17 protein-coding genes are annotated in these 13,599 nt (G+C 45.1%); 7 read left to right on the top strand and 10 right to left on the bottom strand.

The window, feature by feature from the left end; translation table 11 throughout:
* Nucleotides 1-54: 54 nt before the first annotated feature.
* From JOY44_RS16885 to JOY44_RS16870, 4 genes are all read left to right on the top strand, one after another.
* Nucleotides 55-777 (top strand): type II secretion system protein, encoded by a 723-nt coding sequence (locus JOY44_RS16885; protein ID WP_171574789.1) that lies wholly within the window; start codon nt 55-57, stop codon nt 775-777.
* A 46-nt stretch (nt 778-823) separates the two neighbouring features.
* Entirely contained in the window at nt 824-1,993 is a 1,170-nt protein-coding gene (locus JOY44_RS16880; protein ID WP_171574788.1) for a prepilin-type N-terminal cleavage/methylation domain-containing protein, read from the top strand.
* A gap of 35 nt (nt 1,994-2,028) precedes the next feature.
* Entirely contained in the window at nt 2,029-2,601 is a 573-nt protein-coding gene (locus JOY44_RS16875) for a Tfp pilus assembly protein FimT/FimU (RefSeq protein ID WP_171574787.1), read from the top strand.
* A 212-nt stretch (nt 2,602-2,813) separates the two neighbouring features.
* Entirely contained in the window at nt 2,814-2,969 is a 156-nt protein-coding gene (locus JOY44_RS16870) for a hypothetical protein (protein ID WP_171574786.1), read from the top strand.
* Here the strand turns inward: JOY44_RS16870 and lptC are convergent.
* The 3 genes from lptC to metG form a co-directional block, all read right to left on the bottom strand.
* Entirely contained in the window at nt 2,966-4,123 is a 1,158-nt protein-coding gene (lptC, locus tag JOY44_RS16865) for an LPS export ABC transporter periplasmic protein LptC (protein ID WP_171574785.1), read from the bottom strand. The two genes, JOY44_RS16870 and lptC, sit on opposite strands and share 4 nt — an antisense overlap.
* Before the next feature lie 147 nt (nt 4,124-4,270).
* On the bottom strand, nt 4,271-4,882 hold the full coding sequence (locus JOY44_RS16860) for an NYN domain-containing protein (RefSeq protein ID WP_171574784.1): 612 nt from the start codon (nt 4,880-4,882) through the stop codon (nt 4,271-4,273).
* 69 nt (nt 4,883-4,951) lie between these two features.
* Entirely contained in the window at nt 4,952-6,550 is a 1,599-nt protein-coding gene (gene metG, locus JOY44_RS16855) for a methionine--tRNA ligase (RefSeq protein WP_171574783.1), read from the bottom strand.
* Nucleotides 6,551-7,053: 503 nt separating this feature from the next.
* Here metG and JOY44_RS16850 point away from each other — a divergent pair.
* Nucleotides 7,054-7,776 carry a lysophospholipid acyltransferase family protein gene (locus tag JOY44_RS16850; RefSeq protein ID WP_171574782.1) on the top strand — a complete coding sequence of 241 codons (723 nt, stop codon included), beginning with the start codon at nt 7,054-7,056 and terminating at the stop codon, nt 7,774-7,776.
* Between the two features lie 51 nt (nt 7,777-7,827).
* Nucleotides 7,828-8,649 (top strand): alpha/beta fold hydrolase, encoded by an 822-nt coding sequence (locus tag JOY44_RS16845; protein WP_171574781.1) that lies wholly within the window; start codon nt 7,828-7,830, stop codon nt 8,647-8,649.
* A 71-nt stretch (nt 8,650-8,720) separates the two neighbouring features.
* Here the strand turns inward: JOY44_RS16845 and JOY44_RS16840 are convergent, their stop codons facing one another.
* The 5 genes from JOY44_RS16840 to JOY44_RS32875 all read right to left on the bottom strand — a co-directional run bounded on the left by JOY44_RS16840 (nt 8,721) and on the right by JOY44_RS32875 (nt 10,871).
* Nucleotides 8,721-9,011, bottom strand: coding sequence for a hypothetical protein (locus JOY44_RS16840; protein WP_171574780.1), 291 nt, complete (start codon nt 9,009-9,011; stop codon nt 8,721-8,723).
* A gap of 10 nt (nt 9,012-9,021) precedes the next feature.
* Complete coding sequence (locus JOY44_RS16835) at nt 9,022-9,366, bottom strand: urease subunit beta (protein WP_171574779.1); 345 nt, start codon at nt 9,364-9,366, stop codon at nt 9,022-9,024.
* A gap of 3 nt (nt 9,367-9,369) precedes the next feature.
* On the bottom strand, nt 9,370-9,894 hold the full coding sequence (locus JOY44_RS16830; protein WP_197985512.1) for a GNAT family N-acetyltransferase: 525 nt from the start codon (nt 9,892-9,894) through the stop codon (nt 9,370-9,372).
* A complete protein-coding gene (locus JOY44_RS16825) occupies nt 9,887-10,483 on the bottom strand; it encodes a DJ-1/PfpI family protein (protein WP_171574778.1) in 597 nt (198 codons plus the stop codon). The genes JOY44_RS16830 and JOY44_RS16825 overlap by 8 nt, the downstream gene beginning before the upstream one ends.
* 259 nt (nt 10,484-10,742) lie before the next feature.
* Nucleotides 10,743-10,871 (bottom strand): transposase-like zinc-binding domain-containing protein, encoded by a 129-nt coding sequence (locus JOY44_RS32875; protein ID WP_415881112.1) that lies wholly within the window; start codon nt 10,869-10,871, stop codon nt 10,743-10,745.
* Between the two features lie 368 nt (nt 10,872-11,239).
* Here JOY44_RS32875 and JOY44_RS16820 point away from each other — a divergent pair, with 368 nt between their 5' ends.
* On the top strand, nt 11,240-12,025 hold the full coding sequence (locus tag JOY44_RS16820) for a DUF1868 domain-containing protein (RefSeq protein ID WP_171574777.1): 786 nt from the start codon (nt 11,240-11,242) through the stop codon (nt 12,023-12,025).
* Between the two features lie 109 nt (nt 12,026-12,134).
* On the opposite strand, the gene JOY44_RS16815 is transcribed toward JOY44_RS16820, so the two are convergent.
* Both JOY44_RS16815 and JOY44_RS16810 read right to left on the bottom strand, forming a co-directional pair.
* Nucleotides 12,135-12,947, bottom strand: coding sequence for a type II CAAX prenyl endopeptidase Rce1 family protein (locus tag JOY44_RS16815; protein ID WP_197985511.1), 813 nt, complete (start codon nt 12,945-12,947; stop codon nt 12,135-12,137).
* Nucleotides 12,948-13,079: 132 nt separating this feature from the next.
* The gene (locus JOY44_RS16810) at nt 13,080-13,484 is read right to left on the bottom strand and encodes an AbrB family transcriptional regulator (protein WP_171574776.1); all 405 of its coding nucleotides are present in this window, start codon (nt 13,482-13,484) and stop codon (nt 13,080-13,082) included.
* Nucleotides 13,485-13,599 lie beyond the last annotated feature (115 nt).

Genomic DNA, 13,599 nt, shown 5'->3' with positions numbered 1-13,599 from the left:
TCCCTTCTTTTATAAGAGGGGAACTTCTACCCTTCCACTTTTTAGGAAACTGCGATGCTAGTGCGTCACCCGCTTTCTGGTTCTTTCTCTCCTTTGCTATTGAGGATGCTGCGATCGCAAACTGCCAAACCTAATCAAGGGTTGACTTTGATTGAGTGTTTAGTGGCGATCGTGCTCATCGCAATCACGGTCGTCGCGATTACGCCCCCTATTTTTGTTGCCACTGCCAGCCGCATTCAGTCGCGTCGTGTAGAGCAAGCAAACCAAATTGCTCAGGCAGAGGTTGATCGAGTCAGGGTTGTGATGGAGCGGGTGCCTACAGCGGAGACGCAACTGCCCCCGACAGGAACAGGCGTGGCAAGCGGACCCAATCTTAGTGCACTGGCTTCTACGGTCGGGGATTGTGGCACAGGCATCAACCAATATCCTTCTCCAACCGCGCAAGCGCCTTCAACTTCAGTGATTCCGGTAGATATCGATGATGATTGTATACCAGAATTTGCTATGCAGGTGTTTCGAGAGAATGATTGTAAGCCTATAGGGTCACCTGCAACAGTACCGCCCTACTCGTTTGATTTGACCGTGAGGGTGTATGGCTATAAGACTGGGGATGCGATGACAAATCTTGACGCTAAGCGAATGACATTGGGTTTGACCACTGGACGGGCGGGTGACGACCCGACTACGGGGGCACTGAGAAAACCGCTGCAAGTCCTCTCTACAAGAGTCTCACGTGTGGGTGATGTGGATTCAGTCCAATGTGTTGTTAGGTCTTAACCCAGATTAAAACTACTTCTAACCTGCTTTCTACCTGTAAAATTCTATGGTTAACTTTTTCTCCAACTATCGACTCAGGTGGCTACTCCCAGTATTTCAAACCGCGCGAAAAGGTCGTCGCGCTAAAGGATTTACTCTACTAGAACTCTTAGTAGCCATGATCATTGGCTCTTTGATTGTGGTGTCATTGCTAACGCTTGTTGTGGAATTGACTGAAACCAATCAAAGAGATGCGGCACGCACTCAGGTGCAGCAAGATATGCAATCTGCCATGGACTATGTTGCTCAAGATTTGCGATCGGCAGTCTTTGTTTATAACGGGGAATGCTTAGAGGGCAATGGAGAGCCACCTGCGGGTAAAGACTTTGCGACAAAATGCAATGGAATTATCAACCACATTCCAGTAACCATCAACGATAAGTCCAGAGGGAAAGTTGCAGTGCTGGCATTTTGGCGGACAAAGGAATTGCCTGAAAGTATTAAGAAGTTATGCGAGGATAATGCTGACTTCCTTGGCAGCCAAGATCCACAGATAGTGACAGATAACAAAATGACTAAGGCAAAGGTGCCTTGTCTGGCAGGGCATTCATACTCACTAGTAGTTTATGGTCTGGATGGTCAAGAAAGCGCCATTTGGAATGGCAAGGCACGATTGACTCGATATGAGCTGAGCCAATTTGGATCTAATCCTACGGATCAAGACGATCAAACCGTAGGATTTGTAGATCCTTTGGCGGAGCCAGAGTTAACATTTGAGCAATGGCCATTCAAAGACGATGGAACAAAATCAGTTAATCGACAATTAAGTGCGCAGGATGCGAATAAACCGGGTCTTCCGGTAGGAAGTGCTTTCACATTGGTAGATTTTGTGGATGATACCCCTCCGGGTGATCCGACGAAGGAGCCAAAATGTGATGAGTTTGGAGTAGATGATGCTATACGTGAGCGATCGCTTAGCCCTATTGTTACCAGCAGTCCTTTATTCCGTAGCTTCTATGCTTGTGTGCGGGATGGAGGTATTGTTACCCAAATTCTGGGGCCGACTGGCAAGCTGGTCAATCCTCCATCCATCAACCAGGATGTGCTACTAGTGTTGAAAGGTAATGTATCGGGGCAAAGCGGATTTGCTAAGGCAAATGACAACAGTGAACGGATTTCACCGCTGCAAACGCGCGTGTTGGTGCGAGGCATCGTTGGCAAAAAAGACAACAGTTAATTCGCTTAATTTCACTTCCAATTGGAGTCACACAGATGAAAGCAAACAGATTACGCACTCGTCATAAAGCACCTATTGCTGGATTTACCCTACTAGAAATTTTGGTAGTACTGATTATTATTGGAGTGCTGTTTGCCATTTCTGCTCCCAGTTGGAATGCGCTGATGAACCGCCAGCGGGTAGGAACAGTTCGAGAACAGGCGGTGCAGGTGATTCGAGAGGGGCAAAATCAAGCGCGGACAACCCGAACTAGGCTTTTTGTCGTTTTTGATGGGGATGGCGTGTTAACCCCTGCTCGTGCTGCGATCGTGCCCCTAGGTAACGCACCTCTTGATGTTTCAGCTATCAAAAATTGGCGGACGTTAGGAGAGGGCGAGGTGAAACTTGGAACCATAGAGTTTTCTGTTGTCAACGAGAAAATTTTGTTTGATAACAAAGGCGCAGTTGATCGGGAGTGGATAGGAACCTCAGCCGCAACCGATGGGATTCTTGTGGTGAAGGTAAAGCCAAGGGGTGCCTCTGTTGAAACGCAGCGATGCGCGATCGTAGACACGCTGTTGGGCGCTGTGCGACTGGCAGATGGCACTCAAAGATATTGTGATAGTTAGACAATAGATTTTGAGATAACTGCGTTGATTTACAGATTTTTGCAGGGCATAACATTCGGCGAATCACTTAATGATGGAATCAAAGACAGACTACCGAATGCCTTGTCCTTATCCAAGTGGTGATTTTCTGGTGGTAGCAGGATTATTTGCATAAAACCTCTAGAAGCAACTGTATAGATCCTTAGATGGATTTGCTGATGGAGGTTTTTGCAATGAAAGGAACTTTGATTATAGAAGCGGCGATCGCAACGGTCGTTTTTAGCGTAGTTGCTTCTACCTATGGGTTTGTTAGCCCTGCAACTACTATCAGCACGACTGGTAACCATTCACCAACCATTCTTTCAGTTCGGCTACCAATTCAGCCTTAGGGCACAAACTGTGTGACTACCCTACCACCACTGACAACGACTTGCTGATCTTTGAGAGTACCTTTGGCTTTAGGACCCGACAGACTAAGCGGAGGTTTAGCTTGGCGATAAATGACGTTACCATCCGCTTCAAACGCTTGGCTGTCCATATTCCATTTGAGGCGATCGGATTTAAGTGACGCTTGGCGGACTCCACCGCCACCATTCACGTTTCCACTTAAGTTTAAGTCTCTTGTTTTAAGATCTAAATCGCCTTTGTTTCCTACTAGAGTGATATTATCTTTGCTGCCAAAAAAGGTAATGGGCTGATCGGAGAAAATCTTACGGTCTTTAATTTTCCAAAGAATTTGGTTACCGCTTACTAACATCGGCGGATCAGCAATATTCAATCGGGCTGATTGTTTAAGAGTTAAAGTTTCCGATTTAATATCCATTTCACCCCCATCCGCACTGGCTTGATCAGTCACCGTTTTACCTTCATAGCGCTGCATCTGAAGTGCGCGATCGCCTGACAATTGTTGCTTTTCAACTAGCCAAGCAAGGCGATCAGTTGTCACCTGAAAGCTAGGTTCTTTTGATATGGCAACAACATTGCCCTCTAGGTCTAGTCGGCGAGCGCGAGTTAGATATTTGCCGTTTTTTGCGGTTGCAGCCATCTTTTGACGAGTCCCAGTCACGTTATTCCGCACTAAGATCAGGTCTTCTTTAGGTCGCCACTCCAGTTCATTGCCTTTGATGACCAACCCATCTCGCAAATCCGTTGCCAGAATATTGCCCCGCAGAAAAATGCGTTGACCATCTTGCTGCACTTCGCCATTTTGGGCTGAAATTCTAAGAATGGCTTTCCCATCTTGGAAAAACTCACCCTTAGGATCTGTAATCCGTGCTTTTTTTTTGTCTTTGCTGTAAGTTGCCTCTTTTGCTTTTACTTTCCACCACAGTTGCCCTTTCTGGTCAAATTCTTCCAATGTGACAAACGCAAATGTCAAATCAGTGTCAAAACTTTCTTTCTCAAAGCTTTTGGCTTCCTTAGCAAGCTGTTTTTCAGTTTGGCTTTGTCCACCACAGGCGATCGCAACGAAAGGCAATCCACCCATTAGAAGCACAAGTGAGAATTTCACCCATTGCCGAGAGGAAAAGAGAGAGGACGACACGGGCAAAACTCCTAAGTAGATCCAGCGTTATCAACATCTGGTCAGTGCACTACACAATCTAAAGACTATGAAAGCCCAGAAAAAGTTCACTCACGGGGATCAATCATCACACTTCATTGTAGGCTTTAGGTTGATGCTCCAGCTGCTTTATTCAACATCACCATCCACTATCCCAATACCCGAAAGAGGTCGATAAGTGTAGCTTCTAGGATTTTTTTGAATCTCTTCTTTAATTGCATCTAGATCAATATAGCGATCGGCAACATTAATTAAGCTATCACTTGTCATTGCCCGCAGGCTTACAACTTCTACACGCACACCCCGATAACTAACCGCATTCACCGCGTAGGCAAGATCTCCATCACCGCTGACTAAAACCGCAGTGTCATACGATCCCACTAAAGAGATCATATCTACAGCAATTTCTACATCTAAGTTGGCTTTTTTGGAGCCGTCAGGTAACTGTACCAAATCTTTAGAAATCACACGATAGCCATTGCGCCGCATCCATAACAAGAAACCCTGTTGCTTTTCGTTGGTGCGATCAACTCCCGTGTAAAAGAACGATCGCAGCAGACGAGATCCTGCAGTTAAACGGCATAACAGCTTTGTGTAATCAATTTCGATTCCCAGTTGCAAAGCTGCATAAAAAAGATTGGAGCCGTCAATAAAAATGGCAACTCGCCCTCGATTTTCTAACACCTGCTGTGGCGTGAAAACAGATTCACTCATTTCAAAATTGGAAGTGTTACTTAACATGGTGTTATCTCTTTTTATGAAAATTGATTATGACAAGGAGTTTTAGTCGCTATTTGTCGTTTGTTGTAATCAGTGGGAAGCAGTTTCTAAAAGCTCCAGACGTTGAAACACGGGCTGTGGATCACCTAAAGTCTGCCCCATAGGAAGTATTCCCCAAGTGGAATGAACACCAAACGGTACCGACTCAGTTTGTTGGTTCGTAAAGTTGACTGAGAATCCTAACTGCTGATAAATGGCATTGCTAATGTTAGGGATGATTGGCGACAGCAGGTAAGCAGCTAGCCTAACTGATTCCAACACGTGGTATATGACCTGTTCAACAGCTTGTTGATTTCCTTGTTTATATAAAGTCCAAGGAGCTTGTTCGTCAATGAACTTGTTACCCGATCGCACCAAAGTTAGAATGGCATCACAGGCCTCGCTAAAGGCAAGAGCCTCGTAAGCGCGGGTGACACGATTGCCCAAGGTGCTTCCTAGTAGAGACAAAGAGTTGTCTTCGGTTAAATCTGCTGTTGGGCTAGGTATCTGACCCTGGCAATATTTTTGTGCCATTTTGAGCGTACGATTGAGCAAATTGCCCAAATCATTCGCCAGTTCGGCATTCAGAATATTGATAAAGCGCGTTTCGTTAAAATCGCCATCCCGCCCAAACTCAATTTCCTTTAAGAAGTAGTATCGAACGGCATCTGATCCATAGCGCTCAACAATAGCAAAAGGGTCTAAGACGTTCCCTAAAGTTTTACCCATCTTTTGCCCATCTTTGGTCAAGTAACCGTGCCCAAAGATGCGATCGGGTAAAGAAATTCCAGCAGACATCAGCATGGCGGGCCAATAAACTGCGTGAAACCGCAAAATATCTTTGCCAATCAGGTGTAGGTTAACCGGCCACCATCGAGCCAAAGCGTTTTCCAGGTTGGGCTGCTCGTCTGGCTCTAACAAGGCAGTTATATATCCCAACAGCGCATCAAACCAAACATACAGAGTATGAGTAGAATCGGGCGGTACTGGGATGCCCCAATCTAAATTGACACGGGAAATTGAAAAATCTTGCAATCCTTGGTTAACGAAGCTGATGACTTCATTGCGTCGCGTGCCTGGTTGAATAAAATCGGGGCGATCGCAATAAAGCTGTTCAAGTTGCTCTTGGTACTTTGATAAGCGGAAAAAGTAGTTCTGCTCATCACGCCACTCTGCTTCAATGGTTGGATGGATGGCGCAACGGTGCTGATCAAGCAACTCGCGCTCTTCCTTAAACTCTTCACAGGCGACACAGTACCAGCCTGTTTGCTGGCTCAGGTAGATATCATCTTGATCCCAAACCCGCTGAAAGAATTCTTTGACAATGACTTCATGCCGGGGATCGGTGGTGCGAATAAAGCGATCAAACTGAATGTCTAACAGCTTCCATAACGTTTGAAATTCTGCCACAATCTCGTCACAATGAGCTTGGGGATCACGCCCTAAGCCTTCAGCCGTGCGCTGAATTTTCTGACCATGCTCATCGGTGCCGGTGATAAACAACACGGAATTTCCCCGCAATCGCTGGAAACGAGCAAGCACGTCAGCCGCGATCGTTGGATAAGCGCTTCCTACATGAGGCCGCGCATTCACATAATAAAGGGGTGTTGTAATGACAAATTGATTGTTATTGATATGCTTAGAACTCATGAGTTTTATTTAAATTTCACTCCTCAAACAGAAATAGCAAAGGAGGAGAAAATACAATTCCACAACTTTTTTGAAAGTAGCTGCCAAACAGAAATCAGTAAGCTTTATCCCAGAGATAAGTAATACTAAAGTGTGATGTATAAGTAGATTGGTGCTACATAATTCTAACCGCAAACCTGAGCTGAGCAGCTGAAGCAAACCTTAAATTAGCTAGGTATTTCTTACAATCAATTGCTTTCCCTCTTCGTGTAGAAATTAGCTGGTTTTCACATAAGTCAAAGTCTATCTTTGGTTGTGGTGATATCTATGGATAGGGCCATAGGTATGCATAGTATTACTTGTTTATGTGTTGGTGAGTTCAGTTTTTAAAGAGTGAGGTGGTTTATATCCTCAAAATAAATAGCTACGGGGCAAGAATCTACCAGAGGATGGTATTAGGCGTTATTTGACTATGTTAATTCTTAAACAATTCTGTATTTTGATTGCTCAATTTAAGGTTTCTAATGTTTCCAGATGATCCTTTAAAGTTTTCTCAGCTATTTTTGTCTCTTCTTGGCACTCGAATTAACACGCATTACCGCGATCGTGTGCCTCAAGATGGAGCAATTTTAGTCATTGGTAACCATCGTAGTTTTATGGATGCCCCTTTATTAATGAGTGCAATCAAGCGTCCGATTCGATTTGCTTGTCATCACTACATGGGTGAAGTGCCCATTATGCGAGAAGTGATTACTAAATTGGGTTGTTTTCCTTTAGGAGCTCCTGACCAACGCCAACAAAGCTTTTTTCACAAAGCAGGGCAACTACTGGAATCACAACAAACAGTAGGTGTGTTTCCTGAAGGTGCTCAACCGATGGTGCAGCCAGCCATGCCAGAGAAAGTGGGTGATTTCCAGCGAGGATTTGCCCACCTAGCGCTGCGGGCACAGATCGCAAATTTGGCGATTCTTCCTGTTGCGATCGCCTCTCATCAAGAATCCACTAATGCCGCAATTCCATTACGGATGCTGAATCTAGTTGATCCTTCGGAACCGCTTTTTGACCAACCCGGTTGGCATCCTATGATTGTTTATCAACACGTTAGCGTTCTCATTGGTCGCCCTTACTGGATACGAAGCTCTCAGCGGGCAGACTATCAAGGAAAGCAGGCGCGATCGCTGGTGACAGAGATAACCAACGAATGCCATGCTGAAATTGATCAGCTTTTGGCACAGGGATGCTACTAGAAGGATTCTGAGTTCGCCAATCGCTAATTGTCATTCGCTAATCTTTTCCCCATGCTTGAAAGTGGTCCTTGTTTTTTAACGCCTCGATTGTTGCAACCTAACTATCCGCTATTTGTGTTTTTGCCAGGAATGGATGGCACTGGGCAGCTATTGAGAACTCAAACAGATGGGCTGGAAGCCTTTTTTGATGTGCGGTGTTTAGCGATTCCGCCCACAGATTTGACCACTTGGGAAGGATTAAGTGACCAAGTGGTGGCTTTGGTGCAACAAGAGTTGAAAAAGTCTCCTGATCGCTCAGTATATTTATGTGGCGAATCGTTTGGCGGTTGTTTGGCGATGAAAGTTGTGTTGCGATCGCCCGAACTATTCCAGCGAGTCATATTAATTAACCCAGCCTCATCGTTCAAGCATCGTTCATGGATGAAGCTAGGTGCCCAAATAACGGGAATTCTGCCAGAACCCATCTATCGAATGTCTACTGTCGGATTGCTGCCTTTGTTATCGCGGCTGGAGCGAATTAGTCGTGAAGATCGCCGAGCATTGCTACAGGCAATGAAGTCTGTGCCCAAATCTACATCAGCATGGCGGATATCGCTATTAAGCCAATTTGAAGTCTCTGAGGCAGAATTGCAGAAATTGACACAGCCATTTTTGCTGCTGGGAAGTGTGCGGGATAGTCTTTTACCCTCTTTGACAGAACTGAAATGGTTAATGCAAAATCTGCAAAACTCTCGATTGGTGGTCCTTCCCTACAGCGGACATACCTGCTTACTAGAAGCAGATATGAATCTGTTGGACGTTATGAAGGAGCATAATTTTTTAGCCGTAGAAGACTTACCCGAACGGGAATTGGATAAATTGAGCAGTCAGTAACTTGTTTTTATATCAAGGAATACTAGTGGAAAATTACACGCTTTTTCCTACCTGCTTTTTTCACTAACACGTCAACCAGTGTACCCTTTTTGGTTTGCAGATTTCTCTGGCGATTTCCTTTTGTCGATCGCCCCCATAATGGTGCAAGCAAAGAGCTTCAGCATTCCATCCATTTCTGTCTCGTCAATACACAGCGGTTGCTGTCGAATCAGAACTTCGTACTGCTCTAAATCTTTGACGCTTTTCCTCAACAGAAAGATCGCAACCGAGTCTTTGCCCTTTCTCTCCAAATATTGAAAGCCCCTAGGGGTTTGCTTAACAGTAATCCATTTTTCCTGAAAGATAATTCGAGCTGAATTCATTTGTTTAGTTCTATTTTTTCTTTTTCCCTTTTTCCTTCTTCGCCTTACCGTCTAAATGACCATCGATTTTATTATTCAAGCCGTAGACTTCGCGGGTCCCTGCCAACGCAACTAACGTCACTTCTTTTTCATCCCCTGGTTCAAAGCGAACGGCGGTTCCAGCAGGAATATCAAGACGCATTCCAAATGCCTGAGCGCGATCGCACTGCAACGCCTCATTGACTTCATAAAAGTGGAAGTGGGAGCCGATCTGGATCGGGCGATCGCCTGTATTTGCTACTGTCAGCGTTACGGTTGGTCGTCCCGCATTCAATTCAATTGCGCCGTCTTCAATCAATAGTTCGCCTGGAATCATAGATCACTCCTCTAAATAGTCGTCTCGATTTAATTGCCAGCGCCACAAATCTCCATCATCAGGGTCGTGAAAGGCTTCTACCTGTTTCATGCCAACTTTTTCTAGCACTCGTGTGGAAGCATTGGGGGCTGCCAGCGTATGCGCTTGAACCACTTTAACGAATGGATGAGCAAAGGCATAATCGATCAGCTTGAGAGCGGTTTCTGTTGCCAGCCCTTGATTTTGATACAAAGGCACAATTTCATAGCCAATTTCAACCATGCCCGAGTCATTTGGCTTGCCCTTAAATCCGCCAAACCCGATCAAAATCTTGTCTACAGCGTGAATGAATAAGTACGTCCACCAACCGGCTAACGATGGGTCTGACTTCAATGCATTGTAGGAATAGGGAATCACTTCAGGAAACTCTGTCCAATTTTCAGGAATTGATATGCCCAAGCGTCGCTCTAGTTGGCTGGGATTAGTTGCCAGCAAGTCAAGATGTTCCAGATCACAGGACAATAGCAGCAGGCGATCGCTTTTAAGCATACAGGGGACTACTATCTGAGTTGGGTTCAGTTTGATAATCCATCTGCACCCGAATTTTTTCTTTTGCCTCGTAGCCTGCCACTTTCTCGCATAAATACAAGCCCAAATCAATTGAAGCCGTCACACCTCTAGCGGTGATCACGTTACCCTCATCGACCACTCGGCGATCAACCACTTCTGCACAAAATTCAGCCAGTTCTTTAAAGGCATTGGGATGGCTGGTTGCTTGCTTTCCTCTCAGATATCCAGCCGCGCCTAGCAATAAAGAACCCGTACAAACCGAAGCTTTTAGCTGGCAATTTTCAGCCGTTTTGAGCCAGGTGATGAAGTTTACGTCTTGAGTTAATGCATATACTAAAGGCGTAATGCCGCCCGGTAAGATTACCCAGTCAAATTCTTCTAGAGACTGCATGATCTGAGTAGGCAAAAATTTCAGACCTGTACTATCGCTCACGGTTTCAGAATAGGCGCATATCTCCCAACTTAAATCAGGCAAAAATCCCATTGATTTAAGCCGTGTCACAGGGTCGTAAACCCCAATAAAGTCCAGGGCAGTCATATTGCTGTAGATAACAAAAGCAACTTTCATTCGTTCTGTTCCTTAAGCCCCCATAACATTAAGATAGGTCGATGGAAATTTGCCTAACAGCCTAGCGCTGGTTCATCCCATTGGAACATGATTTAGCAAGTTGTGTTAACGCCATACAAGTATGGATGCATTGTAGTGATGGATGAAATACCAGATAGCACCTTTGCCTAATTTTTCATTTCCATAGGTTTGCAGCCATTGATTCTGAAACTTGCGCTGAGCGATTCTAGGCATAAAAAGGCGCTCCAGCAGTAATCGGTCATAGGGCTATGTCCCCACCGAAGGCGTACAAGTATCGGGTAGCTTGCACGAACTGTCGTCCACAGTCCTGGCATTTAAGCCGTTGTTTACCGTGGATACAACCATTCTTAACCGCTTGGGAGGACACACAAGGAGAGCAGGTAGGTATGAGAATAGCAAGAAACTTTACTCTCCATCATTTCATCTTGAGCACTACCAGTAATTGTATTGTGGAGATAATCCTGGCAAACTAAACTGTGACATTTTTAGGAATATTTATTTTGATAGAAATGCCTAGCGTTTGCACCCAACATTGCACTGATTTGGAAAAATCCATTTTAGTTATGTATGAGCTTGATATGGTTAGAACTACTCACGTCAGCTTAAGCTCATCAATCATTGATTTGAGATGTTATATTTCAGCGATGATATGAACAAACGACGGGGATAGACTGAAGCAACTATTCTTCAAAAGTCATAAAATCGATCACGTTGCCTTAATGAGGTATTTAAGAGTTGGACGAGAATTTTCAGACCTACCTGAATCGGGCGATGCGTATGACTCTGCCAGACGCATATCGTACTCAGTTACAAAACATCCAGGAATCTCCCAAGTTTGAACCGCATCCTGATCAAGGGTTCGTACCTACTAACTTTCCTGGCTACAGCATTATCACTCCCTCAAAAGAAGACGAATCGCCAGAGAATCAAGCGCTGTATGACTTACTGGAGAAGTCTCAGACCCAGTTAGTTAATGAATTTGGGGCAGCCGTTTTTGCTCCTGTTGCGCCTGCGACCTTTCATCTAACACTAGCGGATTTAATTTGGGATAGTGCCTATCGTCATGCGAAGAAAGATCCAGCCTTTGAAGCCCAATTGCAAACTCAAATCGCCGACATCTTTCAAGCGTGTCAGCCAATTAGTGAAGGCAAGCCTATTCCGCTTCAAGTGTTGGGGCTAATGCTGATGCCCCGGTCAATTGGGGTTTGCCTCGCGCCGATCGATGAAGTTTCCTATGGGCGTATCTTAAAATTTCGCAGGGCAATCTATCAAAATCACCCTTTGATGGGACTGGGAATTGAACAGCAGTACTATTTCACGCCACACATTACCTTAGGATATTTTGGGTCTGTGCCGTCTTTGGAAAAGCGTGTTCAACTGAGCGATCGCATTACTCAGTTAAACCAACCGTGGGTAGCAGAGACTCCTCAAGTATTTAAAGTGCATCGGGCAGAGCTTTATAAATTTGATCACATGAGCCACTACTATCGAGAAGGAGATTGGGCAACTTTTGAGTTTTAAGTGTCGGATCTGGACGGATGAGAAGTAAATCACTGATAGGGTCTGCCTCATATCGACTCGTCTACTCACCAACTAAAGTTGACACTCGCCTAATCACTGGGGTGATTGTTTATTGAGTGGCGATCGCCCACATCATCGCCCCAGTTATAAGCAGCAGCAAGATCCCAAATATCCCTGCTAATGGCTTGCCATTGCCCGTCACCCATTTCAAACTGTGGTTTGGGTAATCCAAAATTTGGGCGGTGTCCAAACTAGCAATTCCCCAAACCCAGCCAGCATGAAGCCCGATTGCAAGCCCTAAACTGCCGCTATCTAGCCAACGTGCCAGTACTAAAATCATGCCGAGCAACCCCAACCCCAACAATTGCGGCAGCGCCTCCTTACCATCCCACACCAGATGCAGCACGGCGAAGATCGCGCTAGAAATAATCGCCGCGATCGCTAAAGAATAATCGCGTTGAAGCTGGTTTAGCAAAAAACCGCGAAAAACAAGCTCTTCAGTAATGCTGATCCATACTGCGATGCCCAAGGTGGGCGGCAAAGCCGCCAGCAATGAAGGCACCTGCTCAGAATCCCACACCAGCCATCCCAAGATTTTTAGTAGCCCATAGAGGATGAACAATCCCAAAACCGCGATGCTAAATCCACCCAAAATGGCTATTAAAATGCGAGGATTCCAGGTTAGTCCATAGACAGAAAAAGATTGCTGCTGGAGATGGGCAAATCCCCATAAAACGAGGGGCGCGATCACATACAGAGAAGCAACCAACGGCAATTTTTGCTGCATTGTTGGTGGCCGTTGTGGATGCCATTTTAAGACAATTGCTAAGGGAATGGCGATCGGCAACCACAGCCCAACCCACACTCCAAAAAAAGCAGCGATCGTTAGCTCAGGATTTAAGAAAAGCTGTTCAACGCCCACAAGAAAATGCCATAAACTCCACTGCTTAAGACTGCATCCTTCTATTCCTGAGAATTAGTTGGAACTTTGAATAAAAACAGAAAGAAAAATCCAATAATGCCAGAATTGAAAATCTGGACATTACCAGTAGCGCTAGTTTTCTTCATCAGCATCAGTGCCAATACTTTCGCTAGAACCTAGCTGAACAAGTCGAATATGCTTATACCCAAGCTTAATCTCAAACTCATCACCCGACTTTAATCCCATTGATAGGGTGTAGGCTGCACCAATCACAATTTGACCATTTTTATGCACACTGACCCGATAGGTTGGCTCTCGCCCTCGCCCATCTTTTGTACCTTCTGGATCGAGCGGCAACCCGTTTGCTACAAGCAGTGCATCATAAAAATCGGTTAAATTGACCCGCGTTTGATTGTTTTTGGTGACGGTGTAATATCCACATCGCCTCGCTGTTTCTCGACGCGGCAGATGAGAGAGTTCTTTTACCTTTTGGAGTAAAGCTTTTCCTATTAATGGAGTGGTCTGTGTATCTGCCATTTTTCCTCAAATATCCTCAGAGCTTTAGGTTAATGATTCAAACAAATAAGTCTAGATTCAGCACTATAAAAAATATATCCTTAGACCCCTCTATCTTTGCAAGAATTGCACAATG

It is taken from the genome of Leptolyngbya sp. Cla-17 (assembly GCF_016807185.1).
Classification (GTDB): domain Bacteria; phylum Cyanobacteriota; class Cyanobacteriia; order Leptolyngbyales; family Leptolyngbyaceae; genus ULC077BIN1.
This window is presented reverse-complemented; position numbering and strand designations above follow the sequence as displayed.